Source organism: Streptosporangium sp. NPDC050148 (genome assembly GCF_055586505.1).
In genome coordinates this window covers 161,992-187,892 of sequence record NZ_JBVJIA010000018.1, presented here as the reverse complement: position 1 = coordinate 187,892, position 25,901 = coordinate 161,992, and the positions used below count along the sequence as shown (strand labels likewise).

The following is a 25,901-nucleotide window of genomic DNA, read 5'->3' as shown; positions in this document are numbered from 1 at the left end:
GCATCCGCGCGGGCAACCTCCCCCCCCCCCCCCCCTCCCCCTCCCCCCCTCCCCCCCCCCCCCCCCCCCCCCCCCCCCCCCCCCCCCCCCCCCCCCCCCCCCCCCCCCCCCCCCCCCCCCCCCCCCACACCCCCCCCCCCCCCCCCCCCCCCCCCCCCCCCCCCCCCCCCCCCCCCCCCCCCCCCCCCCCCCCCCCCCCCGGCGCGAGGGGACGACGGCCCCGAGGCCGGGACGTCAGGGGGAGAACGTCTCGATCCTCCGTCTCCTGGCCATGATCACCACCACGACCGCGTACAGGCCGAGCTGGACCACCGTCCCCGTCAGGCTCTGCCAGGGCACCGACCCCTGCTTCAGCGCCTCGTCGAGGGACCCGTCGGCCCCGCTCACCCCGAACGCCAGCACGTTGTTGGCCACGTGCAGCGCGATGGCGGCCTCCAGGCCGCCGGTCCGCACCGCCAGCCAGCCCATCAGGGCGCCGAACGCGAAGACGTCGAGGATGCCCCAGTCGACGTAGGCGTGCACCGCGGTGAAACCGGCGGCGCTCAGCAGGATGCCCGGCCAGGGGTTGGCGAGGAAGGCGCCGAACGCCTGGAGCAGCCAGCCCCGGAAGACGTACTCCTCGGCGGCGGCCTGGAACGGCACCAGGAGCACGGTGACGATCAGGGCGGGCAGGAAGCGCTCCCAGCCGACCCAGCCGAACAGCTCGCCCAGGTCCTCGCCGGTCACCAGGTAGGTGAGGGCGACCGTGCCCTGGCCCAGCACCACCGAGGCGGTGGCCACCGCCGCGCACCAGGCCATCCACCGCCACCGCAGGCGGCCGATGACCGAGGACAGGGTGCCGGGCGGCCGGCGCTGGATCCACGCGGCGATCCCGTACACGACGGGCAGGGTGGCGGCGATGGCGAACAGGTTGACGCCCAGTTCGAGGACCGGGTCCTCGAACATCCGCTCCCCCGACCCGGAGATCCCGGCACCGGTGAACGCGGCGATCAGCGTGCCGCCGAGGACCACGGCGAGTATGACCAGCATGACGCCGAGCAGGCCCGCGAGCGTGCCCAGCACGGGCCGCCACCAGGCGTGCAGGGGGGTACGGGCCAGCCGGTCGTAGCGGGTACCGGACGGGGCCGCCACGAACCAGGGGGTCGGCCTCGGGGGTGGGGGGTACTGCCCGGACGGGCCGTACCCGCCGGGGACCCGTGGATCGTACGGAGGACCGGGGACCGGCGGGCCCGATGGTGGGCCCAAGGGCGGACCCGGTGGCGGACCCGGTGGCGGGCCTGATGGCGGGCCCGGTGTCCGCGGATCGTACGGAGGGCCCGGTGTCTGTGGGACCGACGGCGGGCCGGGGACCCCCGGTCCGGGGGGTGAGCCGGGGACCCGCGGGTCCTGGGGCGGGTGGGAGGCCCGCGGGGACGGGTCCTGGGCCGGCGAGGGTGTCGCCGTGGGGTCGGAATCCTGAGGGACGTGCATGTCTCATTCCGTTTCGATACGTTCGCGGAGGTCACCGGGCCGGGAACGGGACACGCCGCGGCGCGCCCGGCGTTCCGCACGCGATCTCGGCGCACCTTCAGGCACAACGACGCCGGAGGCCACCGGGTTCCTCCCCGGCCCCGCGTCCTCCGAAGCCGGACCGGCGCGCCGTCCCGCTCGCGTGCCCGGCCGGGCCCGGCTCGACCTCGGATTTCGTGGATGGACCCGGCGGTGGGGGGTAAGTCGTCGATCAACGTCCTCGACCGGGGACGACGACCGGCCGACGACCCGCACGGGACGCGGTCAGGGGGTCTCCACGCTGAAGGAGTAGGTATGAGTGAATACGAGCGTTCCCGCAGGATCGCGGCGCCGCCGGGGGTGGTGTTCGACCGGGCGGAGGACCTGGACGGGCTCGACGACTGGCTCCCGCGCGACCTGCACGTGCACGCCGGGGAGCAGCCGCCCGCGGTGACCGTGCACGAGGACTCCACCGGAACGGACGCCCGCGCGCTGCTGCGGGCCGAACGCGACCAGCTCCGGATGGAGTGGGGCACCCGCGACAACGGCCGGTACGCCGGATGGCTCCAGGTGGCCGACAGCGGGGAGAACGAGAGCGAGGTGACGATCCACCTGTCGTTCTTCGACGAGGATCACGCCCCGCCGGCCGAGGCCGTCGACCGGGCGCTCGGCGACAGCCTGGAGCGGCTGGCCCGACAGGTGGACCGTCAGGGTGCCTGATCGCGTACGGAGGGCGGACCGTCAGGGCGTCTGATCGCGTAGGGGAGGCGGGGAGAGACAGGCGGCCGGAAGATCACGTCCCTGTGTGATCCTCCGGCCCTTGCCCGATGTTTCGGGCCGCCCGGCCCGTCCGGTTGCATCACTTTCGCGCCGTTCGGCGGGACGTGTCCCGGGGGCGGGCCGATCGGAGCGGCCGGTCCGATCCGGTTCGCGGGAAGGACGGGAAGGGATCAGGTCAGGTAGTCGCGCAGCGCGCGGGAGCGGGAGGGGTGGCGCAGCTTCGTCATGGTCTTGGACTCGATCTGCCGGATGCGCTCGCGGGTCACCCCGTAGGCGCGGCCGATCTCCTCCAGGGTCTTGGGGCGGCCGTCGCCGAGCCCGAACCGCATCGCCACCACCCCGGCCTCACGCTCGGAGAGGGCCTCCAGGATCGTGTGCAGCTGCTCCTGCAGCAGCGCGGCGGCCACCGCGTCCTCAGGGGTGATCGCCTCGGAGTCCTCGATGAGGTCGCCGAACTCGCTGTCGCCCTCGGTGCCCAGGGGGCTGTGCAGGGATATCGGCTCACGCCCGTACCCCTGCACCTCGACGACCCGCTCCGGGGTCATCTCCAGCTCGACCGCGAGCTCCTCGGGGGTGGGCTCGCGGCCCAGGTCGGTGGTCATCTGCCGGTGCACGCGGGCCAGCTTGTTGATCACTTCGACCATGTGGACCGGGATGCGGATGGTCCGCGCCTGGTCGGCGAGCGCACGGGTGATCGCCTGCTTGATCCACCAGGTGGCGTACGTGGAGAACTTGAAGCCCTTGGTGTAGTCGAACTTCTCGACCGCGCGGATCAGGCCCAGGTTGCCCTCCTGGATCAGGTCCAGGAAGAGCATGCCGCGGCCGGTGTGGCGCTTGGCCAGCGAGACCACCAGGCGGAGGTTGGCCTCCAGCAGGTGGTTCTTGGCCCGGTGGCCGTCCTCGGCGAGCCATTCGAGCTCCGCGCGGACGTCGGGCTGGAGCCGGTCGGCCTCGTTGAGGCGCTCGGTGGCGAACAGCCCGGCCTCGATCCGCCGGGCGAGCTCGACCTCCTGCTCGGCGTTGAGCAGCGGGATCCTGCCGATCTGCTTGAGGTAGTCCTTGACCGGGTCGGTGCTGGCGCCGACGCTCGACTCCAGGGCGGCGGGCACCTCGTCGTCGTCCGTCAGGACGAGTTCCTCTTCGTCGACGGTGCCCTCCACGGTGGCGGCTTCCATGGCGTTCACACCTTCCCCAGGTCTGGTCAGATACAACAACCCGTGCAGTTCAAGGTACGTCCCGCGACGGGATGCTGCGGCGCCTGGCTCGCCGTCGTGGCCTTCGCCGCCCCGGAGAGCCTCCGCCGCACATGTGTGTTCCCGCCCAGGGCAGGGCTATTCCGTTCCGCCGCCGACGAGTCGGAGCCGCCCGCGGCTCCTGCGAGACGCCGCGGGCGCCGCCCGTGGTCGGTGGGACGTGGGAAGGGGGGAATGGATCCGCCGGACCCGCCGGATCAGGCCGGGAAGTCCCTGGGGTTGACGCCGGTCGTCCGGGCGTTGCCGTTCCTGACGGGGTTGATGGTCAGGGTCCAGACGGTCGAGCTGGTCGCGGTCGTGCTGAACCTCAGCTTCTGGGTGAAGCGCTGGTAAGAGGGAGCGCTGGCGAACCTGCCCCGGGAGGTGCTGAACCGGTAGCCGGAGGTGAAGAAGATCGTGTAGGTGCCGTCCCTGACCTCCCTGACGGAGGCGGTGGACCGCGCGCGGACGTAGACGCTGATCGCCTTGGACCTGCCGCGGACCAGCGTGACGACGGCGTCCCTGCTGTTGCCGTTCTTGATCTTCAGCCTGCCCAGGCCACCGCTGATGCGGTTGTAGAGGATCTTTCCGTTGCCCGGCCGCGCGGCGGCCTCGGTCGAGGAGACGGCGACGCTCTCCTGGGACGCGGCGGTGGCGGGGGCGGCGACGGAGCCGGTCAGCAGAACGGCTGCGAGCATCGCTCCGGCGAGCGTACGTGGTTTCGTCATTGCGCAAATATGACTAATCTCCAGTAATCGGTCAACGCAATTCGCGATCGCGGCACCCTTCGGCCATTTTCGCGCCTTTGACTGTTTTTCCCCTTTTAATCACCTGCTTCGGCCGGCGTCATCCGTCCCGGCACCGGCCCGGACGGCGTGCCCGCCCACGCCCGTGTCCGTGCCCGCGCGGTCGTCGTGGCCGGCCGGGGAGAGGTCAATACAATTCATCCGATGCCGACCATGCCGACCATGCCGACCATGCCCACGACGTCGAGGACGACCGTCCCGCCGCGACCGGCGCGCCGGTCCGGACGGGCCGGGGCGCCGGTCGCGCGGGCCGCACGGCGACTCGTCGGACTGGCCGCAGGCGGGGTGACCGGCGTCGCCGAGCTCGGCTTCCTGTGCGTCGCGGGCGTGCTGCTGGCGGTCCCGGGGACGTGGCCCGCGGGCCGCCGGGCCGCCCGGCGCCTCGCGGCGGCCGGGGCGGAGCTGCTGGTCGCGCTGGAACGGGCCCGGCTGGCGGCGTGGTTCGACCACCACCTCGGCGAGGTCCCGGCCGGGAACCGGTACCGCTACCTCGCGCTGCGGGCGACGTTCGGCGCGCTCGCGAGCTACCTGACGTTCACCGGCCTCTTCGTCGGCCTGCTGTTCCTGGCCGGTGGTGTCGAGGGGCTGCTCTCCGGCACCTCGTACCCGGTCCCGCTGCGGTATCCCGGCGTGCGCCTGACGGTCGACAGCGGGCCGCTGGGCACCGCCCACGGGCTGGTCCTGCTGGGAGCGGCCGCGCTGTGGGGCGCGGTGACGGTGACCGCGGAGCGACGGCTGGCCGCCTGCCTCGCCGGCCCCGGGGAGCGGGAGGCGATGCGCCGCCGCATCGCGGAGCTGACCGCCTCCCGCAGCGGCATCGTGCGGGCCGTCGACGACGAGCGGCGGCGCATCGAGCGCGACCTGCACGACGGCGTCCAGCAGCGGGGCGTGGCCCTGGGCATGCTGCTGGGCCGCGCGCGGCACGGGAGTGACCCGGCCGTGGTCGCCGGGCTGGTGGAGCAGGCCCACGCGGAGTCGCGCCGCCTCCTGGAGGAGCTGCGCGGCGTCGCCTGGCGGATCTACCCCTCCGCCCTGGACGAGCTGGGCCTGCGCGCCGCGCTCACCGGGGTGGCGGAACAGGCGGGCCTGCCGGTGACCGTCCGCTACGGCCTCGTCGAACGTCCCGTCTCCGAGGTCGAGACCGCCGTCTACTTCGTGGTCCGCGAGGCCATCTCCAACGCCGCCAAGCACGCCGCCGCCACGGGCGTCCTGGTGGTCCTGGACGAGGACGGGCACGCCGTCACCGTGGAGATCTCCGACGACGGCCGGGGCGGGGCGGACCCCGCAGGGAGCGGCCTGTCCGGGCTGGAGCGTCGGGTGCTGGCCCTGGACGGCACGTTCGCGGTGCACAGCCCCCCGGGCGGCCCGACCAGGATCACGGCCGTCCTGCCCCTCGGCGGGCCCGCGGCACCGCCCCGGGGGACCGATGCCCCCCGGTGAACCCCCCGTCGTCCCGGCCGGGTCCCGTCCGGCCTCTTCCGGTCCGTGTCCCCTCGTGTCCCCTCGTGTCCGCCCGACGGGTTCCCCCGCAGGCACCCGCACCCACCTCCGGAGCCCCCATGCGACTGGTCCTCGCCGACGATTCCGTGCTGTTCCGGGAGGGACTGGTCCGCCTGCTGGGGGAGGCCGGCCACGCGGTCGTGGCGGCGGTGGGCGACGCGGCGGCGCTGCTGGAGGCCGTGGACGAGCACCGTCCCGACGTGGCGATCGTGGACGTGCGCATGCCGCCGGGCCAGGCCGGTGAGGGGCTGCGGGCCTCGCTGACGATCCGGGAGCGCCTGCCGGACGTCGGCGTGCTCGTGCTCTCGCAGTACGTCGAGACGACCTACGCCTCCCGGCTGCTCACCGGGGCACCCGAAGGGCTGGGGTACCTGCTCAAGGACCGGGTCACCGAGGTGGGGGAGTTCCTGGAGTCGCTGGAGCGGGTCGGCGCGGGCGGGACGGTGTTCGATCCGGAGGTGGTCAGGCGGCTGCTGGCCCGCACCACGCGCGCCGACCCGCTCGGCAGGCTCACCCCGCGGGAGACCCAGGTGCTGGAGCACCTGGCCCAGGGCCTCGTCAACGCCGCGATCGCCGAGCGCCTGCACGTCTCGCAGAGCGCGGTGGAGAAACACGTCAACGCGATCTTCGACAAGCTCGGGCTCGTCCACGTCCCCGGCTACAGCCGGCGCGTGCTGGCCGTGCTGCGCTACCTCGGCGCCTGACCCGCGCCGGCCGGGACCAGGTGCCGCAGGCGGGCCAGGAGCAGCAGCGCGCAGGCCACGGCGGCCAGGAGGAGCCAGATCACGAACGAGAGGTAGAGGTAGGCCACGTGCGCCCAGGTGGCGTCGCCCCCTCGGGACAGCACCCGGAACACATCGGTGATCGTCAGGCAGAGCACCCCCGGCGCCGCGTACGGCAGCAGCCGGGCCGCCGTCCGCCACCCCGGGCGCCCGGCGTGCCGTGCCGCCCAGCGGCGCGAGCGGACCAGACCTCGTCCGGCGAGCGCGAGCGTCAGCACGGCGGCGAGCGCGAACGCGGCGTCGACGAGCAGGAACGGTGAGGGGGAGGGCGGCGGTCCGGGCTTCCTCCCCTCGGCCATGGCGACCAGCGCGTCGGCGATCGCACCGCTGTCGTCGTAGGCGGTTCCGGTGTTGGCCATCACCACGATGCCGTGGCCGGAGCGGAGCAGCAGCGTCTGCCGGGCCGTGGCGGTGGACAGGTCGCCGTCGTGCTCCACGACCGGCGCGCCGCCCTCGGTCGTGTCGAGCGCCCAGCCCAGCGCGTACGAGCGCTTGATCCGGGACGGGGTGCGCATCTCGGCCACGCCCTCGGCGGAGACGACGCGCACACCGCCGGGGCCGGTGCCCTGGCCGGCCTGCATGATCATCCACCGCGCCATGTCGGCCGCGCTGCTGATCACTCCGCCCGAGCCGTTGCCGAACCCGTGCGGTTCGGCGAGGGCGATCGGGACGCCGAGCAGGTGCAGGTGCCCGCGCGCGGTCGGCGGCAGGTCCCGTTCGGTGTCGATCGTGCGGCTGTCGCGCATGCCGAGCGGGCCGAACACGTGGGTCCGCAGGCGTTCGGCGAAGGGCACCCCGGCCACCACCTCGACCAGCCTTGCCGCGACCTGGAAGTTGGTGTTGTGGTAGCTCCACCGCGTGCCGGGGTCGGCGGCCAGCCGTGCCCCGCGCAGGCGCGCGACCGCCTCGCGCAGGGAACGCGGCTGGGGCAGGCTCCTCTCGCGGAAGACCGACGTGGCCATCCCCGACGTCTGGTCCAGCAGCTGCCGGACGGTGATGCGCGCCGCCCGGGGGTCGGCCATCGTGAACTCCGGGAGCGCCTCGCGCACCGGCGCGTCGAGCCTGACCCTCCCCTCCTCCACGAGCTGCATGACCGCGAGCGAGGTGAAGGACTTGCTGAGCGAGGCGACGGCCATCGGCGTCCGTTCGGTGACCGGCTCGCCGGAGGCGGTGCGGCCGTAACCGGCGACGTGCACGACCTTCGCGCCCCGGGTGACGGCGACCGCGACCCCGGGCAGGCCGGTGGCCTCGCGGTAGGCGCTCACGAACCGGTCGACGGCCGCGGGGTCGATCTCGCGCCCGGCCCCGGCCGCGGTCCTCGACGCCGGCGGGGATCCCGCGCCCGGGGAGGCCGGTCCGCCCGGAACCGCCGGGGGAGTCCAGGTCCGGGAGCCGGACGGGGACCAGGGCGCAGACGAGGACGAGGACGGGGACGAGGACGGGGACGAGGAAAGGGCGGCGGCGGGCGGGACGGCCGCCAGGGCGAGGACGCAGGCCGCCGAGAGACCGGCGGCGAGACGCCGGAACACCGGGCCGCCGGTGATGTCGAGTTCGGGCATCGTCCGACCGTAGGGAGCGCCCCCGGGCCCGGACCATTGCGAGATCCCTCCCTTCCCCCTGCGGAAAACCACAGGGCGGATCGCCCCCTACCCCTCCGGTGCCAGGGCCCGGCCGGTCCGGCACCCGATCCGCCGCGTCCCCGTCGCGAGAAATGAATATGTATTTTGCAAAAATAAGTAGAAACATTGCAGACATCTGCTCGTCATCTTATGGTGTCAGCAGCGCCGCCCGTTGATCTCCAGGTGACCGGCGGCACCCCCACCCCCCATCAGGCCGGATCGCGGTGACGGCGCGTCCCGCGGCGATCCGGCCCGGCGTGACGAAGGGTCAGCCGATGACGACATCCGACCGATCCCCCACCCGCCCGCACCGCCTCGGCGGCCGCGCCATGACCGTGCTGGCGATCCTGCTGGCCGCCCTGTGCTGGACCGGCGCCCAGGCGCCACCGGCGGCCCGCGGCGCGGCCGTCCCGGAACAGTCCTCCAACGTCCACCTGTTCTACTACCCCTGGTACGGCAACCCCCAGGTGAGCGGGGGCTGGCGGCACTGGGAGCAGGGCGGCCACACCCCGCCGGACGACATCGGCGCCGACCTCTACCCCACCCTGGGCGCCTACGACTCCGCAGACCACGCCGGAGCCGTCACCCGGCACATGCAGTGGATCAAGCAGGCCGGGGTCGGCGTCATCGTCTACAGCTGGTGGGGCGTCGGCGGCCCCGAGGACCGCATCGCCCAGGGCGTGCTGGACGCGGCCGCGCGCCACGGCATCAAGGTCGCCTGGCACCTGGAGCCCTACGGCGGGCGCACCGCGGCCTCCACCGTGGCGGACATCCGCTACATCAACGACCGCTACGGCTCCCACTCCGCCTTCTACCGCTCGGCCGAGCACGGCGGCCGGGCCGCGTTCTACGTCTTCGAGAGCCTGCGCATCACCGACTGGTCGGCGCTCGGCCAGGTCACCGCGAACAACATCGTGCTCGCCCAGACCACCGACACCTCGAAGATCGCGCACTTCTCCGGGATGTACACCTACGACGGGATCGCCGGTGCCACCGCGCCCGGCTGGGCCGAGGCGAGCGCGTACGCCAGGCGCAACGGCCTGATCTGGGCGCCCTCCGTGGCCCCCGGCTACATCGACGACCGCGCCGTGCCCGGCAACACCACCCCGACCCTCGGCCGCGCGGGCGGCGCCACCTACGACCTGGAGTGGTCCAACGCCCTGGACCCGGCCAAGGGCGGCCTGCCCACCTGGGTCTCGGTCACCTCGTTCAACGAGTGGCACGAGGGCAGCTCCATCGAACCGGCCGACTCCACCCCGCCGGCCGGGTTCGGTTACCAGACCTACGAGGGCGCCTACGGCAGGACCGGGACCGCCGCGGAGACCGCGTACCTGGACCGGACGAAGTACTGGGCGACGGAGTTCGAGACCCGCAGGGCCGGCGGCCAGGGCGACACGCGTCCCCCCACCGCACCGGGCGCGGCGCGGGCCGTCCCGGCCTCGCCCACCAGCGTGACCGTGGGCTGGACCGCCTCCACCGACGACGTCGGGGTGACCGGCTACGACGTCCACCGCGAGGCCGGCGCCGTCGACCCGCTGGTGGGGAGCACCACCGGCACGTCGTTGACCGTCACCGGCCTCACCCCGTCCACCGCCTACTCCTTCTATGTCGTCGCCAGGGACGCCGCGCGGAACACCTCGCCGCCCTCGGGCACGGTGACCGCGACGACCGGGCCCCCGCCCGGCTGCTCCCCGAACGCCGGTGACCTGGCCAGGGGCAGGCCGGTCGTCGCGAGCGGCGTCACGCAGAACTACGTGGCGGCCAACGCCGTCGACGGCGACGCGTCCACCTACTGGGAGAGCGTCAACCACGCCTTCCCGCAGTCGATCACCGTCGACCTGTGCGCGCCGGTCCAGGCCGGGCGCGTGGTGCTGAGGGTGCCGCCGGCCGCCGCCTGGTCCAGGCGCACCCAGACCTTGTCGGTGCTCGGCTCCGCCGACGGCACGTCGTTCACCACCCTGGCGGGCTCACGGGGCCACGTCTTCGACCCGGCCACCGGCAACACCGTGACCGTCACGTTCCCGGCGGCGGCCGTCAGGTACGTGCGGGTGACCGTCACCGGCAACACCGGCTGGCCCGCCGCGCAGCTCTCCTCGTTCGAGGTGCACCGCCCCTGAGCCACCCTTCCGGACGTCCCGAGGGAGGAACGGGAGGATCCGTCCCCGGCCGGCGCGGCACCGGCCGGGGACCGGTCTCGCGCGGCGACACGAACGCCCCGCGCGTATATGGTTACCCGCAGTGACGACGTCCTGACGGGACCGACCGGAGGCTGAGACCATGGCAGAGCTCGCGCACTTCATCACCGACCTTCCCGGCAGCCTGGCGGGTGAGACCCGCCGGGGGTCCGGGGCCGCGCTGACGTACACCTACGCGGAGGGCGGAGACGACCCGACCACGCTGGCCATCGGCGAGGAGGGGGACGACGGCCCCACCACCTACGCGCTCGGCGAGGAGGGCGACGACCACGGCTGGGGTCGCGCCGGCGCGTAGGGGCCCGACATGACCCGCTGGGGGATCATCGGCCCGCCGGGCGACCCGCAGGTGGCGAACGTGACCGCCGCCCTGCGGGAGCGTGGCGCCGAGCCCGTCGTCCTCGACCTGTCGGGGTTTCCGGCACGGTCGAGGCTCTCGCTGCTCGACGGGACGCCCTCGGCCCCGGGGGTGGACGTCACCGCCGTCCGCGCCTGGTACCTGCGCTCCATGCCGCTCCCGCTGCCCTTCGCCCCCTGGCCGGGGCAGGGCGGGCGGCCCGGTCAGGACGCCCGGGACGACGCCCGGGGAGATCGGGGCGGGGTCACGCCGGAGGAACGGGAGCGCGAGCAGCGCTCGGCGTACGCCGGGGGGCGTGAGCGCCGCTCGTTCACGTTCGGTTTCGTCACCGCGCTGCGGCACGGCGGCGCGGTGCTCGTCAACCCTCCCGAGACGCTGGGCCAGCACTTCCTCAAGCTCGACCAGCTCCGGAGGCTGCGCGAGGCCGCGGTGCCGGTGCCCCGCACGCTCGCCACCAACGATCCCGACGCCGTCGCCGGTTTCGCGCGCGCCACCGCGGGGCCGGTCGTCTACAAACCGCTCGCCGGGGGCGCCCTGTGCCGCCGGATCACCCCCGACGACCTGCGCCCCGAACGGCTGCGGCTGCTGGCCACCGCGCCGGTGCTCTTCCAGGAGGAGGTGCCCGGCCGCAACCTGCGCGTGTACGTGGTGGACGGCGAGGTGGCCGCCTCGTACGAGATCGTCTCCGAGGAGCTGGACTTCCGGGGGGCCGAGCGGGCCGTGCTCCCGGAGCCGCCGAGCGAGCAGGAGCGCGACGCCTGCCTGCGCGCGGCCAGGGCGTGCGGGCTGACCTTCACCGGCGTCGACGTGCGCCGGAGGGACGACGGCACGTTCGCGGTGCTGGAGTGCAACCCCTCGCCCATGTTCGCCGCCGTCGAGCGCCGTACCGGCTCGGCGGGCGTCACCCGGGCGCTGGCCGCCCTGCTGTGCCGCGCGGCCGTCACGGGCCGCGCCGGATGCGCCGGCCGGTGACCTCGTTCGCGGAGATCCGCAGGTACGGCTCCTCCTCGCCGTCCGTCCAGGGCCGTACGCCCAGCGCCGCCAGGGCCGCCCGGTCCTCCTCGGAGGAGACCTGGTCGATCCCGCCGCGCACCATCACGCTCCAGCCCTCGCGGCCGGCGTCGTCGATCCGGTCCACCTCGAAGGCGACCTTGGTCTCGACGCCCTCGACGTCGAGGTGCGGGGTCTCCTCCAGCGGGCCGCCGCAGGCCGTACGGAAGATCACCGAATCGCCGTGCAGGGCGTAGTCGACCGGCTGGATCACCGGTCCGCCGACGCCCTCGAAGGCGATCCGTCCCACCCCGCCGGGGGTGATGAGCCGCAGGCACTCGTCCCGGTCGAGCCGCTGCGACCGTGCCGCGGAGGACGGCCGCCCGTACCAGGACGGCCGGTCGCCCCCGGAGGGCCGGTCACTGCCGGACGGCCGCTCGTCCCCGGGGGGCCGATCGCCTCCGGACGACCTGTCATTCCCGGACGGCCGCTCCTCCCCGGACGACCTGTCGTCCCAGGACGAGCGGCCGGGCACCGACGGCGGCCCGTGCCCCGACGACAGGCCGGACCCGGGCGACACGTCGTACCCCGACGGCGGGCCGGTGTTCCCGCCGAGCAGTTCCTCCGGCCGGGTGTCCAGGGCGGTGGCCACCCGGTTCACGGTCCCGGGGTTCGGCGAGGCCACGGTCTCCTCCAGGTAGGCGAGGTACCCGGGGTCGATCCCGGCCCGCAGGGCCAGTTCCTCCCGGGTCAGGCCGAGGTCCTCGCGCCGCCTGGCGATCCGGCGGCCGAGGTCGCCGGGAGCCGATACGCGTCCAGTCATGGGATTTCTCCTGCCGAGAACGGTGACGCCGGTGCGAGTCCGGGGCTCCTCCGGCTCCGCGTCCCCCGTCCGGCGTCATCTGAGGCCTCCCCGCACCGGCGCGCGGCTAATCCGACCTGGTCGGAGCCGGTACGTCCCCTTCCGGCCGCCGGAGGGTCCCGCAGCACCACCTCGCCGTCCACGCCCATGTCCTTGCTCACGTTCGCGGCGGCGACGTAGTGGCCCAGGTGGCGCAGGAAACGCCCCTCCTCGCCGATGGTCAGGGAACGGGTGAGGGAGCGCAGGCCGTCGGCGCCGATCACCAGGCCGAGGCGGCGGGCTCCGCCCCGCTCGAAGGTGACGTTCACCCCGTCGCCGTCCTGCTCCAGCGTGCCGACGGAGTCGCCGAAGACGTACTCCACGTCGTCCGCGGTGGCCTCGTGGAGGATCCTCACCAGGTGAGGTCCACGCGTCCGGCGAGGACGCGGACACGGGTCCGGGGAAGGCCCGTGACCGTCGGGACGCCCGCGGACCTGCCTTCGCCGGGCGAGGTCTAGGGTTGTGTCGCCATTCGGGCAGGGGGACGGCCGCCGTCCCGGAGACCGCCCGGGACGCCGGCCGTGCCCCCGCGGCACGCGCCGTGACGCGCCGACAGACGACGAGGAGAACCGATGATCCGCCGCTGGAACCCCGACGGCCCGGCCGCGCCGCTCGGCCGGTACAGCCACCTGGCGTCCGTGCCCGCCGGTCACGAGCTGCTGGTCATGTCCGGCCAGGTCGGCGTCATGGAGGACGGCACCCTGGCGGGGACGGACGCCGAGTCCCAGACCCGGCAGGTCTTCGCCAACATCGAGAGCCTGCTGCGCTCCGCCGGAGCCGGGCCCGAGCACCTGGTCAAGCTGTTCACCATGCTCTCCGGTACGGAGCACCTGGCGGGCTCGCGGGCCGCACAGGGTGAGGTGTTCGCCCGCTGGTTCCCGGAGGGCGACTGGCCCGCGCACTCGCTGATCGTGGTCGCCGCCCTCGCCGCCCCCGGACTCCTCGTCGAGGTCGAGGCCATCGCCGCCGTCCCGCGCGGCTGACCGCCGCACGCCCGGGCGGGAGGGGCGGTCCAGCGGGCGGGATCGCCAGGTCCGTGCGGCCACCCGCCGCGCGCCCGGGGGGCAGGGGATGCGGCGGCTCAGCCGGTGGCGATCGTCAGGTCCGCGCGGCTCCGGACGTCGTCGCGGGCGTGGAACCTCTCCTCCTGGGCCGCCCAGCGCTCCCAGTGCGGGGCGTAGAGGTCGCCGTCCCGCTCCAGCGCGCGGGTCCTGCGCACCTCGTCGGGTGCCTCCAGCCACACCAGGCCGCTCAGGTACGGCGCGGCGGCCAGGGCTCCGGAGCCGGTGCCGTCGATGACGAGGACCCCGGTGTCCGGTACCTCGTGCCATTCGGCGTAGCCGCCCGCCGTCCAGTCGTAGCGCCTCCACCGCGCGCGCCCGTCCAGGCCCAACGGCCGCAGGACCCACCGGACCAGCGCGTCCACCCCGCCCAGCAGGCCGTCCCAGCCGGGGTAGAGGTCGTCCATCCGCACGACGGGCGCGCCCAGCCCGGCGGCCACGGCGGTGGCGAGGGTGGACTTGCCCGATCCCGACCGTCCCTCGACGGCCAGGACGCGGGTGCCGCCCGCGCGGGCGGGACGCGCCCGCAGCCAGGCGGCGACGCGCGCCGCGTGCCGGCCGGACGGACCGGGCGTGGCCCCCGGCGGGCCGGGGGCCGGTCCCGGGGCGTGCCGCGCGGCCTCGCGGCGCCGTCGTCCGCCCTCCTCGTCGCGCGCCGGGGACGTTTCCCCGGAGCCATCGGGGGACGTCACGAGTCCTCGGCCGAGGACAGGCGGGCGGTCTGGTCCTTCAGGACCGCGATGGTCCTGGTCACGTAGTCGTGGATCAGGGCCAGCTCGCGCTCGTCGTACTCGGCCATGAAGGCGCCCATCTCGCGGCCGAGCCCGGCGAAGATGGCGCCGAGGTCGGGGGTGCGCCCGGAGGTGGCGGTGACCAGCACCCGCCGCCGGTCGGCCGGGTCGGGGACGCGCCGCACGTACCCGGCCCGCTCCAGGCGGTCGACCAGGGCGGTGATCGCGCTGGCACCGAACCCGAGCTCGGCGGCGAGCGCCCCGGCGGGCAGCGGGCCCTTCCTGGTGACGACCCCCAGGGCCTTGTGATCGATCGCGCTGAGCCCCAGCCGCCGCGCGACCGCCTCGTGGAAGATCACCACCGCGGTGCTCAGCTCCCAGCCCAGTTCGGCGCCGTCCATCTCGCTCCAATTACTTCACTGTGGTGAATAGTTCAATGTTCTGTAATAATTTAGCGGTATGACCCTTCTTACCGTGATCCTCGACGCGCCGGTGCCCGAGCACGCGCCGGTGCCCGAGCACGCGCCGGTGCCCGAGCACGCGGGAGAGCCGGAGCGCACGGGGAAGCCTGCGTCACCGAAGGGCTGACGCCCAGCCGGACGGGGACCCGTCCGGCCGGACGGCGGCACCGGCGTCCTCGTTCGGGCCCCACGGGGTGACGGACGGTGCGGGACGCCACCCCTACCGTCATTTGACAGATTAATTTGTCCAATGCTTTGATGCAGCATGGCCGCGACCGAGATGACGCTCATGGACGAGCCCGACCGCCTGCGTCTGGCGCTCACCCCGATCCGCCGGCGTCTCCTCGGCCGCCTGCGCGAGCCCGCCTCGGCGGTCCGCCTCGCCGCCGACCTCGGCCTGCCGCGGCAGCGGGTCGGCTACCACCTCAAGGTGCTGGAGGAGGCCGGGCTGATCGAGCTGGTGGAGGAGCGCCCGCGGCGCGGCTTCGTCGAGCGCGTCATGCGCGTGACCGCCAAGGCGTTCCTCGTCGATCCCGGCGTGCTCACCTCCCCCGAGGAGACCACCGGGGCCGCGGAGCCCGGCGACACGACCGGCCCGAACGGCACGACCGGCACGACCGGGGCGGACGCGGTGGCGGTCGAGGCCGAGGTGGCCGCCGAGACCGACGCGGAGTTCCGCCGCGTCGCCGACCGGTACGCCGCCGAGCACCTCGTCGAGGCGGCCGCCGACACCGTGCGCGACGTCACCCGGATGGCCGACGCCGCCGACCGGCAGGGCGTCCGGCTGCTGACGTTCACCCTGGAGGCGCAGGTGCGCTTCGCCGAGCCCGGCGACGTGCACGACTTCACCGAAGCGCTCGCCGACGCCCTCGCCCGGGTCGCGGAACGCTTCGACACCCCCGGCGGGCGGCCCTACCGCCTCGTCGCCGGTGGCCACCCCGCCCCGGCCCGCAGGGAGCGGGCGACCGGCCCTCTTCCCGGGGCCGACGCCCCGCCGAACCCACACCCGGAGGTATCCGAATGACCGATGAACCGTTCGTCGTCGACGTCACCATCGCCGCGCCCGTCGGCGAGGTCTGGGACGCCCTGCGCGACCCCGCCCTGATCCGGCGCTGGCACGGCTGGCACTTCGACGGTCTCGACGAGGAGATCGACGTCATCTACCGCAAGGGGGCCGTCGAGTCTGCCGAGGACCACCGGCTGGAGATCCAGGGCGACGACGTCTTCGAGCTGACCGACCTGGGCGACCGGACGCGCCTGCGGCTGACCCGCGCCCCGCGCGGCGGCGATCCGGAGTGGGACGCCTACTACGACGACATCACCGAGGGCTGGATCACCTTCGTCAACCAGCTGGCGTTCGCCCTGGAGCGCCACCCCGGCGCCGACCGGCGCACGGTCTTCCTCTCCGGAGCCGCGACCACGCCGCTGCTGGAGGCGGCCGGGCTCGCGGCGACGGCCGATCTGCCCCCCGGGCGCCCGTACGAGGTGACCGGCCCCACCGGCGAGCCGCTCCGCGGACAGGTCAGGTTCCGCTCGGCCAACCAGGTCGGGCTCACCGTCGAGGGCTGGGGGGACGGGCTGCTGGTCGCCGGCCAGAACCCGTCCTCGCCCGCCCATCCGGACGGCACCGTCATGATGGTGCTCACCGCGTACGGCCTCGACGAGGCGGCGTTCGCCGACCTGGAGTCCCGCTGGAACGCCTGGTGGGCGCAGACCTACCCGCCGGTGGCCGAGGACGGGCCGGTGCCCGCGCAAGAGTAGGGCCCCCGCCGCGCACGGGGGCGGGGTTCCGGGGACGCGGCGGGCCGGGAGGACCCGGCCCGCCGTCGGGGACCACGCCTCGTGGCGGGTCACACGATCGGTTCGGAACCGCCCACCGGCTGCCGGGTCCACGCCTGGTGCTCGGCCTCGCGGATCTTCTCCTCGGAGGTCTGCTCCACCTTGGCCATGGCGAGCCGCAGGATCGGCGGCGCCATCAGGGACGTCACGATCGCCACGAGGATCACGATGGTGTACGCCTCCACGCTGAGGATCCCCAGCCGCAGGCCGACCATGGCGACCACGACCTCGATCACGCCGCGGGCGTTGAGCCCGGCGCCCAGCGCGAGCGCCTCCCACCGGTTGAGCCTGCTCAGCCGCGCCCCGGCGTAGGCGCCCAGGAACTTGCCGATGATCGCGATGGCCAGGATGGCCAGACCGGCGAGCAGCACCTCGGGCCTGGCCAGCGCGGTCAGGTCCATCCGCAGCCCCGCGGTGGCGAAGAAGATGGGCGCGAACCCCGAGAGCACGACCGTGCGCAGCGGGGCGAGTCTGGTCGGGTCGACCTTGCCCGCGGTGGTGATCAGGATGCCGCAGATGAACGCGCCGAAGACCGCCTCGAGGCCCAGGGCGTGGGTTCCGGCCCCGGCGAGGATGACGAGGACGGCCGCGGCGGCGACGGTGGGACCGGGCTCGTCGGACCGGGCTGCGAGCCGCAGGGTGTGCCTGACCAGCGGGCGGCCGAGGGTGAGCGCGAAGACGATGATGGCGACCAGGTAGGCGAACGAGGTCAGCACCGTGGCGGTGGAGACCGCGTTGACCGCCATCGCGCTCACGATCGACAGCATGAACCAGCCGAAGGCGTCGTCGATCATTCCGGCGGTCAGCGTGAGCTGGCCGATGTTGCGGTGCAGCAGGTTCATGTCCATCAGGGTCTTGGCGATGACCGGGATCGCGCTGACGCACATCGCCACACCCATGAACAGGGCGAAGACCGTGACGTCGGTGCCTTCGGGGATCAGTGCCTTCGGGAGCACGAAGCCGGCGCCGATGCCCAGCGCCAGCGGGATGACGAGGCCGCCGATGCTGACGCCGGCGGCCGTGCCGCCGCGGCGGCGGACCAGCCCCATGTCCATGTGCATGCCGGTCAGGCCGACCAGCAGCAGCACGCCGATCTGACCGACGGCGTCGAGCAGGTGGTACTGCTCGGGGACGGCCGGGAACAGCCAGCCGTGCACGCCCGGCGCGGCCCAGGCGAGGAGCGAGGGGCCGAGGATCACGCCGACGGACAGTTCCCCGACGACGGCGGGCATGCCGAACCGGGCGGCGAGGCGTCCGAGGGACACCGCCAGCATGAGCAGGATCCCGACCTGGAGCAGGAAGACCAGCAGTTCGTGGGCGGCGATCGGCGCTATGGGAGCGGCCAGGGAGGGGGACATCGTTCTCCTTCGACGTCTCAGAGTCGATAGAAGAAGTACCCGCTCTCACTTGGCGCCCACTTGTATCCGAATCACAACAATCATCACACCGCTCTCCGCCCGGGAGCCTTCGGGCGATCCCGGTGGAGCGAGTTCAAAACGGTTCGCCGTCGCGGCGCCGCCGGCCACGAACAGCAGTACGATCTACTGTAATTGACAGTAAACCGTGCGTAAGGAGTGGGACGTGAATCTCATCGTGCCCCCGGCGGAACGGCTCCGGTGATGGCCGGTCAAGCGACCATCGGCGACCGCGTCCGCGGACTGCGGCTGAACCACCACATGTCCCAGGCGCAGCTGGCCGGACCGGACCTGTCGGACAGCTACGTGTCGCTCATCGAGTCCGGCAAGCGGACTCCCACCCCGGTCGTCACCCGCCTGCTCGCCGACCGGCTCGGCTGCACCGCGGAGTTCCTGCTCCACGGGATCGAGCCGCACCAGCGCGTCGACACCGGGCTCGCCCTGCGCCACGCCGAGCTGGAACTGCTGTACGGCGACCCGGCCCTGGCGTCCGGCCGGTTCGCGGCCGTTGTCAAGGCCGCCGACCACGACGGGGCCGTGCTCGGCGCCCAGGCGCGGCTCGGCCAGGCCCGCGCCCTGGAGGCGGAGGGCCGTACGGCACAGGCGGTCGAGGCCTACGAGCGGCTCCGCCGCGAGGCCGCGGCGCATCCCGAACGCCTGGCCGACCTCCCGCTCGTCGTGGCGCTCTGCCGGTGCTACCACCGCGCCGGCGACACGCTGCGCGCCGGGGACCTCGGCGCCGAGGCGGTCGCCATGGCCGACCGGCTCGGGCTGGACCGCGGTGACCTGGCCCTCGACCTCGCCGCGGTGCTCGCCGAGACGGAGATCGACCTCTCCTACCCGGAGCGGGTGCTGGCGGCGTCCGGTGTCCCCCAGGTCGGTGGCCCCGGCTCGGAGGCCCTGGAGCTGTGGCGGGCCAGCCTGGCCGCGGCCGAGGAGGACTCCATGCTCGCCGTGGTGCTCGCCGACGACGCCATCGCCGCGGGCAGGCCCGCGCGGGAGGCCGGCCGCTACGTACGCGGCGCGATGCACTGGGCGTGGCTCGCCACCGCGCGGCCCGGCGCCGCCGACCTGACCCGGGCGGGGGAGTTCGCGGCCTCCGCCGTCGACGTCCTCTCCACGCTGGCACCCGGAACGCCCGAGCATGCCCGCAGCCTGCTCGTGCTCTCCCGCGTGCGACTGCGCGCCGGCGTGAACGGGACGGCGGACGCCGCCGACCTCGGCGGCACGGACCGTACGGGGTACCCCGAGCCGCTGGACGACGTCGCCGCCCTGGTGGACCGCGCGCTCACCCTGCTCGACGGCGCGCGCGGCACGGTGCCGGCCATGGCGTCCGTGATCCTGGCCGAACTCGCCCTGGCACGCTCCAAAGACGCCGCACCGGCGCTGGCGGAGGCCGAGCGCCTGCTCGACGGGGACCCGGCGGCCCCGGCGGTTCCGGTGGCTCCGGCGGTCCCGGTGGCTCCGGTCGCCGGCCGGGAGACGGCCCGGCTCTGGCGCGAGATCGGCGACCTGTGGGGGCGGGCCGGATCGCCGGCGGGGCAGATGAACGCCTACCGCAGGGCCCTCGAGCGCGTCGGTGTCGCGGCGCGTCCCGAGACGCCACCGGCCCCGGCGCGGTACGCGGTGGCGATCCCGGTACGCTCCGGCGTCCCGGCGGGACCCGGAACGGGGTGAAGGACGGCACGCTCCGGCCCGGAACGAGGTGAACGCCGGGGCGGGGACGGGACGAACGGCGTCCCGGGGGAGCGGCGAACCGGGAACGGGGTGAACGGCGGGGCGGGGACGGGGTGAGCGTCGGCCCCGCGGCGACCGCGGCGACCATGGCAACCGCGGCGAGGGCGGCGATGCGGCGGGGAGGCGGGGCGTCCGTCGCCACGTCCGGTTAGGTTGGGCTAACTTGAAGCGCGTGCCTCCCCCCGTCGTCTCCTCTCCCGTCGCGCCTCCCCCCGCGAGGAGCGCGTACCTGCCCGGCCGGTTCGCCGCCCTGTGCCTGCTCGGTGCCCTGCTGATGCTCACCGTGCTGGCGAGCATCGTGATCGGTGCCAAGCACATCCCGCCGGGCCAGGCCCTGGCCGCGGTCCTCGCCCCGGACGGCTCGGAGAACGCGCTGATCGTCCAGCAGCTCCGGTTGCCGCGGACCCTGCTGGGCGTGGGCGTCGGCGCGGCGCTCGGCCTGGCGGGCGCGCTCATGCAGGCGCTGACCCGCAACCCGCTGGCCGAGCCCGGCCTGCTCGGCGTCAACGGGGGCGCCGCGGTGGCCGTGGTGACGGTGATCGCCCTGTTCCGGGTGGACGACGTCCTCGTCTACGTGTGGGCGGCGTTCCTCGGGGCGGCCGGAGCGGCCGCGCTGGTCTACGCGGTCGGGACGCGCGGCCGTTCCGGTGCCGCCCCGGCCCGGCTGGTGCTGGCCGGTGCCGGGATCAACGCGGTGTTCAGCTCCCTGACCGCGGGGCTGATGCTGCTCAGCCCGCGCAGCTTCGGCGGCTTCCGGTTCTGGCAGGTCGGCTCGCTCTCCGGGCGCGACCTGGAGGTCTTCCTGCGGATCGGCCCGTTCCTGCTGGCCGGTACGGTGCTGGCGCTCCTGCTGGCCCGCCCGCTCAACGCGCTGGCGCTGGGGGAGGACACCGGGCGGGCGCTGGGCGCGCGGCCCGGCCGGACCCGCGCGCTGGGGGCGCTGGCCGTCGTGGTGCTGTGCGGCGCGGCCACCGCGGCGGTGGGGCCGATCATGTTCCTCGGGCTGGCGGTGCCGTTCACGGTCCGCGCCCTGGCGGGACCGGACCAGCGCCGGGTGCTGCCGTACTCGCTGCTGCTGGCGCCGGTGCTGCTGCTGTGGGCCGACATCCTCGGCCGCGTGGTCGCGGCGCCCGGGGAGCTGGAGACGGGGCTGGTCACCGCGTTCCTGGGTGCCCCCCTGCTGGCGCTGATGGTCCGTCGCGGAAGGGTTCCCCAGCTGTGAGCACGAGTCGTGTCCTGCGCGCCGGGACGTTCTCCCTGCGGTGGGAGCCGTGGTCGGTGGCGGTCTGCGCCGTCCTGACCGGCATCGCCCTAGGGGCGGCGGTGGTCGTGGTCGGCACCGGCGAGCTCCCGCTCTCCGTCACCGAGGTGCTGGCCGCCCTGACCGGGCAGGGGGACCGGGCCACCGAGTTCATCGTGCTCAACCTCCGCCTGCCCCGGGCCGTCACCGGCCTGCTCGCCGGGATCGCCCTCGGACTGAGCGGCGCGATCTTCCAGAGCATCACGCGCAACCCGCTGGGCAGCCCCGACCTGATCGGGTTCACCACCGGTTCGGCCACCGGCGCGCTGGTGCAGATCCTCGTCGTCGGCGGCGGGGCCCTGGCCGTCGCGGCCAGCTCCGTGCTGGGCGCGGTGCTGACCGCGCTCGCCGTCTACCTGGTCGCCTACCGCGGCGGGGTGCACGGCTACCGGCTGGTCCTGGTCGGGGTGGCCGCGGCCGCGATGCTCGAGTCCTTCAACGCCTACCTCATCACCCGCGCCGAGCTGCGCGAGGCGTACGAGGCGGCGTTCTGGCTCACCGGCAGCCTGAACGGCAGGAGCTGGCAGCACGCCTGGCCGCTGGCCGCGGCCATGGTGGTGCTGGTGCCGGTCGCGCTGGCGTTCGGTCGCCGGTTGCGCATGGGGGAGCTGGGTGACGACGCCGCGCTCGCGCTGGGCGTGCCGGTCCAGCGGACCCGGGCCGCGCTGGTGGTGACCGGTGTGGGCCTGGTGGCGGTGGCGACCGCGGCGGTGGGCCCGGTCCCGTTCGTCGCGCTGGCCGCGCCGCAGCTCGCGCGCAGGCTCACCCGCCGCCCGGGGACGCAGCCCGTGCCGTCCGCGCTGATGGGCGCGGCGCTGCTGGTCTTCAGCGACCTGGTGACGCTGCACCTGCCGATTCCCCTCCCGGTCGGCGTGGTCACCGGCGTGCTGGGCGGGGTGTACCTGGTCTGGCTGCTGTCCAGCGAGGGGGCCAGGGGGCGGGCGTGAGCGGCCCGCGGAGCTCCGGCCCGGTCGTGCGTTGACGATCGAACACACCTAAATTAGGTTAGCCTTACCTGATTAAAGGGGAGCTCTGTGCTGACCAGGGAAGAACTTCACGATTCGCTGACGGAACTGCTCGGAGAGCCGGTCGAGGCGGACGACAACCTCATCGAGCTGGGCATGGACTCGATCCAGCTGATGGGGCTGACCGGCCGCCTGCGCCGGCTCGGCGTCGAGGTCGGTTTCGCCGAGCTCGCGCGCCGGCCCACGCTGGCCGAATGGTGGGAACTGCTCGCCGAGCGCGGCGCCCTCGCTCCCGATGGGGACGGCGCCCCCGCCTCCACCGCGACCTCCGGTACGACCCCCGCCGCGGACGCGGACGCCGACGCGGCTTTGGGGTCGGGGACGGGACGCGGCCGCGAGACCGACGCCACCGAGGACGCCACCGAGGACGCCACCGAGCCGGACGGGCCCTTTCCGCTCGCGCTCATGCAGCACGCCTACTGGATCGGCCGCGACTCCGGCCAGTCGCTCGGCTCCGTCGCCGCGCACCTGTACGTGGAACTCGACGGCCGCCGGATCGACCCCGGCCGCCTGGAGCGGGCCGTCGTCGCGCTTGTCGAGCGGCACCCGATGCTGCGGGCCGCGATCCGCGACGACGGCACCCAGATCGTCCTGCCGGAGCGGCCCGGACCTGCCGTCACCGTGCACGACCTGCGCGCCGTCCCCGACCCCGAGGCGGAGCTGGAGCGGCTGCGCGCGGAGATGTCCACCCAGCGGCTCCCCATCGAGACCGGCCGGGTGTTCGACGCGAGGCTGAGCCTGCTGCCCTCCGGCGAGGCCCGGCTGCACCTGGACGTCGACATGGTCGCCGCCGACGCGATGAGCTACCGCACGATGCTGGCCGACCTCGCCGCGCTGTACGAGGGCGAGAGCCTGCCGCCGATCGGCTACAGCTACGCGCGCTACCTGGCGGCCGACCCCCGCGCGCAGGCCCGCGAGCGCGACCGGCGCTGGTGGGCCGGACGGCTCGGCGAGCTGTCCGGCCCGCCCGAGCTGCCGGTCGTCGCGCAGCCCGGCGACCGGGTCGTGCGCAAGCACCACTGGCTGGCCCCCGACGACAGGCGGCGGCTGATCGCCCGCGCGCACCGCGAGGGCGTCACCCCGGCCATGGCGCTGGCCGCCGTCTTCGCCGAGGTCATGGGCGCCTGGTCGGCGACGCCGCGCTTCCTGCTGAACCTGCCGCTCTTCCACCGCGAGCCGATCCACCCCGACGTGGACGCCCTGGTCGGCGACTTCACCGGTTCGGTCCTGCTGGAGGCGGACCTGTCGCGGGAGCTGCCGTTCACCGAGCGCGCCCGCGAGCTGCAGGCGCTGCTGCACACGGCGGGCGAGCACAGCGACTACTCCGGCGTGGAGGTGCTGCGGGACCTGTCGCGCTCGCGCGGCGAGCAGGTGCTCGCGCCGATCGTCTACACCAGCGCGCTCAACCTCGGCGAGCTGTTCGGCGACCGGGCCCGGCGCGCCTTCGGCGAGCCGGAGTGGATCATCTCCCAGGGCCCGCAGGTGCTGCTGGACGCGCAGGTCACCGAGGTCTCCGACGGGCTGCTGCTCAACTGGGACGTCCGCGACCCGGCCTTCCCCGAGGGCGTCGCCGACGCGATGTTCGCCGCCTACACCGGCGCGATCACCCGCCTGGGCGCGTCCGACGCGAACTGGGACGAACCCCTGCGGATCGGCCCGTCCCCCGACCGGCTGCGCCTGCGCCACCGGCTCAACGCCCAGCCCCCGCCGCCCGCCAGGACGCTGCACGAGGGGTTCTTCGAGCGGGCGCGCACCACCCCGGGCCTGCCGGCCCTGCACTGGGGCGAGAACGGCACCCTCACCTACGGCGCGCTCGCCGACCGGGCGCTGCGCGTGGCCGCCCACCTGAGGGACGAGGGGGTACGGCCCGGCGACCGCGTCTCGGTCGAACTGCCCAAGGGCCCCGACCAGGCCGTCGCGGTGCTCGGCGTGCTGGCCGCCGGTGCCGCGTACGTCCCGGTGGGGTCCGGGCAGCCCGCCGCGCGCCGCGAGCGGATCCTCGCGACCGCCGGGGTCGCGGTCTCGCTCACCCCGGACTCGCTGGCGGCGGCCGTGACGCACCCCGCGCCCGCCGCCGCCCCGGTGGCCGTCACCCCGGAACGGGTCGGGTACGTGCTGTTCACCTCGGGGTCCACCGGCGAGCCCAAGGGCGTCGAGGTCTCGCACCGGGCCGCGATGAACACCATCGGCGACCTCGTCGAGCGGTTCTCGATCGGCGAGGGGGACGTCTCGCTCGCGGTGTCGGCGCTCGACTTCGACCTGTCGGTGTTCGACCTGTTCGCGCTCTGGTCGGCGGGCGGCGCCGTGGTGCTGCCGGACCAGGAGGAGCGGCGCGACGCCACCCGCTGGGCCGAGCTGGCCGGACGCTGGTCGGTGACCGTGCTCAACTGCGTGCCGTCGGTGCTGGAGATGCTGCTGCAGACCGGTCCCGTCCCGAGTCTGCGGCTGGTGCTGCTCGGCGGCGACTGGGTCGGCACGCACCTGCCCGCGCTGCTGCGGGAGCGCTCACCCGGCTGCAGGTTCGTCGCGCTCGGCGGCACGACCGAGACGGCCATCCACTCGACCGTGCTGGAGGTCGACGGCGAGGTGCCCGCCGACTGGACGGCCATCCCGTACGGTGTGCCGCTGCGCGGGGTCGCCTGCCGGGTCGTGGACGAGCTGGGGCGGGACCGTCCCGACTGGGCCCAGGGCGAGCTGTGGATCGGCGGCGGGGGCGTCGCGGACGGGTACACCGGCGACCCCGGGCGCACCGCGGACCGCTTCGTCGTCCACGAGGGCACCCGCTGGTACCGGACCGGGGACATGGCCCGCTACCGGCCGGACGGCACGCTGGAGTTCCTCGGGCGGCGCGACCACCAGGTGAAGGTCCGCGGCTTCCGGATCGAGCTCGGCGAGGTCGAGGCCGCGCTGGAGAGCCACCCCCGGGTCCGCAGGGCCGTGGGCCTGCTCGCGGACGCGCGGCTGGCCGCGGCGGTGGTGCTCACCGACGAACCGGGCCGGTCCGGCGAGTCCGATGAGCCCGGCCGGTCCGGTGAGTCCGATCAGCCCGGCCGGTCCGGTGAAGCGGAAGAAGGCGTCACCGGGGACCTGCTCGCCCACCTGCGGGAGCTGCTGCCCCCGCACATGATCCCGGACCTGCTGGTGCCGGTGGAGGCGCTGCCGCTCACCGCCAACGACAAGGTGGACCGCAGGGCGCTCACCGCCCTGGTCGCCGCGGCGGCCGGGCAGGCGGGCGCCCCCTACACCGCCCCGGGAACCGCGCTGGAGCGGGTGCTCGCCCGGATCGTCGGCGAGGTGCTGGACGTGCCGAGGGTCGGCGCGCACGACGACATCTTCGCGCTCGGCGGGGACTCGGTGCTGGCCACCACGGTCATCGCCCGGCTGCGCGAGGCGCTCGACGCGTCGTCGCTGCCGTTGCGGGCCCTGTTCACCGAGCGGACCGTGTCGCGCATCGCCCACCGGTTCACCGAGACGGAGGAGACGCCCGGCAGGCTGGAGGCGGTCGCGGAGATCTGGCTCGCGGTGGAGGGCATGTCCGAGGACGAGATCGACGAACGCCTGGGAGCCGGGCGGTAGCCCGCAGGTCCCCTGGGCACCGGACGGGCGCCCCGGAACCGGCGGGACCCACCGGATCGGCTCCGGCGGGACCCACCGGATCGGCAGGGAGCCGCCGGGACCCGGTGG

Annotated in this window: 22 protein-coding genes and 1 pseudogene; 14 read left to right on the top strand and 9 right to left on the bottom strand. The window is 74.5% G+C overall.

The genetic code is table 11. The features are described 5' to 3' along the window. Window positions 1-234: 234 nt before the first annotated feature. Window positions 235-1,131, bottom strand: a complete 897-nt coding sequence (locus ACZ6RT_RS21700) for a lysostaphin resistance A-like protein (RefSeq protein ID WP_470155648.1) — start codon at window positions 1,129-1,131, stop codon at window positions 235-237. A gap of 672 nt (window positions 1,132-1,803) precedes the next feature. Between ACZ6RT_RS21700 and ACZ6RT_RS21695 the strand changes: the two genes are divergently transcribed. Then, the gene (locus ACZ6RT_RS21695) at window positions 1,804-2,208 is read left to right on the top strand and encodes an SRPBCC family protein (protein ID WP_399194942.1); all 405 of its coding nucleotides are present in this window, start codon (window positions 1,804-1,806) and stop codon (window positions 2,206-2,208) included. 230 nt (window positions 2,209-2,438) lie between these two features. Here ACZ6RT_RS21695 and ACZ6RT_RS21690 read toward each other — a convergent pair. Together ACZ6RT_RS21690 and ACZ6RT_RS21685 are read right to left on the bottom strand one after the other, a co-directional pair. Beyond that, window positions 2,439-3,407 (bottom strand): annotated as a pseudogene (locus ACZ6RT_RS21690) (RNA polymerase sigma factor); the annotation flags it as partial. A 311-nt stretch (window positions 3,408-3,718) separates the two neighbouring features. Next, window positions 3,719-4,228: a hypothetical protein gene (locus ACZ6RT_RS21685; protein WP_399194944.1), complete on the bottom strand. Its 510-nt coding sequence runs from the start codon at window positions 4,226-4,228 to the stop codon at window positions 3,719-3,721. A gap of 222 nt (window positions 4,229-4,450) precedes the next feature. Between ACZ6RT_RS21685 and ACZ6RT_RS21680 the strand changes: the two genes are divergently transcribed. Both ACZ6RT_RS21680 and ACZ6RT_RS21675 read left to right on the top strand, forming a co-directional pair. After that, window positions 4,451-5,746 carry a sensor histidine kinase gene (locus ACZ6RT_RS21680; protein WP_470155645.1) on the top strand — a complete coding sequence of 432 codons (1,296 nt, stop codon included), beginning with the start codon at window positions 4,451-4,453 and terminating at the stop codon, window positions 5,744-5,746. Window positions 5,747-5,865: 119 nt separating this feature from the next. Further along, window positions 5,866-6,510, top strand: a complete 645-nt coding sequence (locus ACZ6RT_RS21675; RefSeq protein WP_470155644.1) for a response regulator transcription factor — start codon at window positions 5,866-5,868, stop codon at window positions 6,508-6,510. On the opposite strand, the gene ACZ6RT_RS21670 is transcribed toward ACZ6RT_RS21675, so the two are convergent. Next, window positions 6,495-8,147 carry a serine hydrolase domain-containing protein gene (locus ACZ6RT_RS21670; RefSeq protein ID WP_470155642.1) on the bottom strand — a complete coding sequence of 551 codons (1,653 nt, stop codon included), beginning with the start codon at window positions 8,145-8,147 and terminating at the stop codon, window positions 6,495-6,497. The genes ACZ6RT_RS21675 and ACZ6RT_RS21670 overlap by 16 nt on opposite strands. 335 nt (window positions 8,148-8,482) lie before the next feature. Here ACZ6RT_RS21670 and ACZ6RT_RS21665 point away from each other — a divergent pair, with 335 nt between their 5' ends. The 3 genes from ACZ6RT_RS21665 to ACZ6RT_RS21655 all read left to right on the top strand — a co-directional run bounded on the left by ACZ6RT_RS21665 (window position 8,483) and on the right by ACZ6RT_RS21655 (window position 11,729). Further along, window positions 8,483-10,324 (top strand): discoidin domain-containing protein, encoded by a 1,842-nt coding sequence (locus ACZ6RT_RS21665; protein WP_470155641.1) that lies wholly within the window; start codon window positions 8,483-8,485, stop codon window positions 10,322-10,324. Between the two features lie 160 nt (window positions 10,325-10,484). Then, window positions 10,485-10,697, top strand: coding sequence for a hypothetical protein (locus tag ACZ6RT_RS21660; RefSeq protein WP_470155639.1), 213 nt, complete (start codon window positions 10,485-10,487; stop codon window positions 10,695-10,697). Window positions 10,698-10,706: 9 nt separating this feature from the next. After that, window positions 10,707-11,729, top strand: a complete 1,023-nt coding sequence (locus ACZ6RT_RS21655) for a RimK family alpha-L-glutamate ligase (protein ID WP_399194954.1) — start codon at window positions 10,707-10,709, stop codon at window positions 11,727-11,729. Here the strand turns inward: ACZ6RT_RS21655 and ACZ6RT_RS21650 are convergent. Both ACZ6RT_RS21650 and ACZ6RT_RS21645 read right to left on the bottom strand, forming a co-directional pair. Continuing rightward, on the bottom strand, window positions 11,698-12,570 hold the full coding sequence (locus ACZ6RT_RS21650) for a pyridoxamine 5'-phosphate oxidase family protein (protein ID WP_470155637.1): 873 nt from the start codon (window positions 12,568-12,570) through the stop codon (window positions 11,698-11,700). The genes ACZ6RT_RS21655 and ACZ6RT_RS21650 overlap by 32 nt on opposite strands. Next, window positions 12,567-13,004: a hypothetical protein gene (locus ACZ6RT_RS21645; RefSeq protein ID WP_470155636.1), complete on the bottom strand. Its 438-nt coding sequence runs from the start codon at window positions 13,002-13,004 to the stop codon at window positions 12,567-12,569. The genes ACZ6RT_RS21650 and ACZ6RT_RS21645 overlap by 4 nt, the downstream gene beginning before the upstream one ends. A gap of 216 nt (window positions 13,005-13,220) precedes the next feature. Between ACZ6RT_RS21645 and ACZ6RT_RS21640 the strand changes: the two genes are divergently transcribed. After that, a complete protein-coding gene (locus tag ACZ6RT_RS21640) occupies window positions 13,221-13,631 on the top strand; it encodes a RidA family protein (RefSeq protein WP_399194960.1) in 411 nt (136 codons plus the stop codon). A 98-nt stretch (window positions 13,632-13,729) separates the two neighbouring features. Here ACZ6RT_RS21640 and ACZ6RT_RS21635 read toward each other — a convergent pair whose 3' ends face one another. Together ACZ6RT_RS21635 and ACZ6RT_RS21630 are read right to left on the bottom strand one after the other, a co-directional pair. After that, window positions 13,730-14,401 (bottom strand): nucleoside/nucleotide kinase family protein, encoded by a 672-nt coding sequence (locus ACZ6RT_RS21635; RefSeq protein ID WP_470155633.1) that lies wholly within the window; start codon window positions 14,399-14,401, stop codon window positions 13,730-13,732. After that, on the bottom strand, window positions 14,398-14,841 hold the full coding sequence (locus ACZ6RT_RS21630) for a MarR family winged helix-turn-helix transcriptional regulator (RefSeq protein ID WP_399194964.1): 444 nt from the start codon (window positions 14,839-14,841) through the stop codon (window positions 14,398-14,400). Before ACZ6RT_RS21630 ends, ACZ6RT_RS21635 begins: the two co-directional genes overlap by 4 nt. 58 nt (window positions 14,842-14,899) lie before the next feature. Between ACZ6RT_RS21630 and ACZ6RT_RS21625 the strand changes: the two genes are divergently transcribed. The 3 genes from ACZ6RT_RS21625 (at window position 14,900) to ACZ6RT_RS21615 (ending at window position 16,662) form a co-directional block, all read left to right on the top strand. Then, entirely contained in the window at window positions 14,900-15,028 is a 129-nt protein-coding gene (locus tag ACZ6RT_RS21625) for a hypothetical protein (protein ID WP_470155631.1), read from the top strand. A gap of 138 nt (window positions 15,029-15,166) precedes the next feature. Further along, window positions 15,167-15,925 carry a helix-turn-helix domain-containing protein gene (locus tag ACZ6RT_RS21620; RefSeq protein WP_470155630.1) on the top strand — a complete coding sequence of 253 codons (759 nt, stop codon included), beginning with the start codon at window positions 15,167-15,169 and terminating at the stop codon, window positions 15,923-15,925. Further along, complete coding sequence (locus tag ACZ6RT_RS21615; RefSeq protein WP_399194970.1) at window positions 15,922-16,662, top strand: SRPBCC domain-containing protein; 741 nt, start codon at window positions 15,922-15,924, stop codon at window positions 16,660-16,662. Before ACZ6RT_RS21620 ends, ACZ6RT_RS21615 begins: the two co-directional genes overlap by 4 nt. Window positions 16,663-16,751: 89 nt before the next feature. Here the strand turns inward: ACZ6RT_RS21615 and ACZ6RT_RS21610 are convergent, their stop codons facing one another. Further along, complete coding sequence (locus ACZ6RT_RS21610; protein WP_470155628.1) at window positions 16,752-18,098, bottom strand: cation:proton antiporter; 1,347 nt, start codon at window positions 18,096-18,098, stop codon at window positions 16,752-16,754. Window positions 18,099-18,359: 261 nt separating this feature from the next. Here ACZ6RT_RS21610 and ACZ6RT_RS21605 point away from each other — a divergent pair, with 261 nt between their 5' ends. The 4 genes from ACZ6RT_RS21605 (at window position 18,360) to ACZ6RT_RS21590 (ending at window position 25,793) form a co-directional block, all read left to right on the top strand. Continuing rightward, window positions 18,360-19,832: a helix-turn-helix domain-containing protein gene (locus ACZ6RT_RS21605; RefSeq protein WP_470155626.1), complete on the top strand. Its 1,473-nt coding sequence runs from the start codon at window positions 18,360-18,362 to the stop codon at window positions 19,830-19,832. A 232-nt stretch (window positions 19,833-20,064) separates the two neighbouring features. Continuing rightward, a complete protein-coding gene (locus tag ACZ6RT_RS21600) occupies window positions 20,065-21,114 on the top strand; it encodes a FecCD family ABC transporter permease (protein WP_470155624.1) in 1,050 nt (349 codons plus the stop codon). Further along, complete coding sequence (locus ACZ6RT_RS21595) at window positions 21,111-22,139, top strand: FecCD family ABC transporter permease (protein WP_344897044.1); 1,029 nt, start codon at window positions 21,111-21,113, stop codon at window positions 22,137-22,139. The genes ACZ6RT_RS21600 and ACZ6RT_RS21595 overlap by 4 nt, the downstream gene beginning before the upstream one ends. Window positions 22,140-22,226: 87 nt before the next feature. Then, window positions 22,227-25,793 (top strand): non-ribosomal peptide synthetase, encoded by a 3,567-nt coding sequence (locus ACZ6RT_RS21590; RefSeq protein WP_470155621.1) that lies wholly within the window; start codon window positions 22,227-22,229, stop codon window positions 25,791-25,793. The last annotated feature ends 108 nt before the right edge of the window (window positions 25,794-25,901 follow it).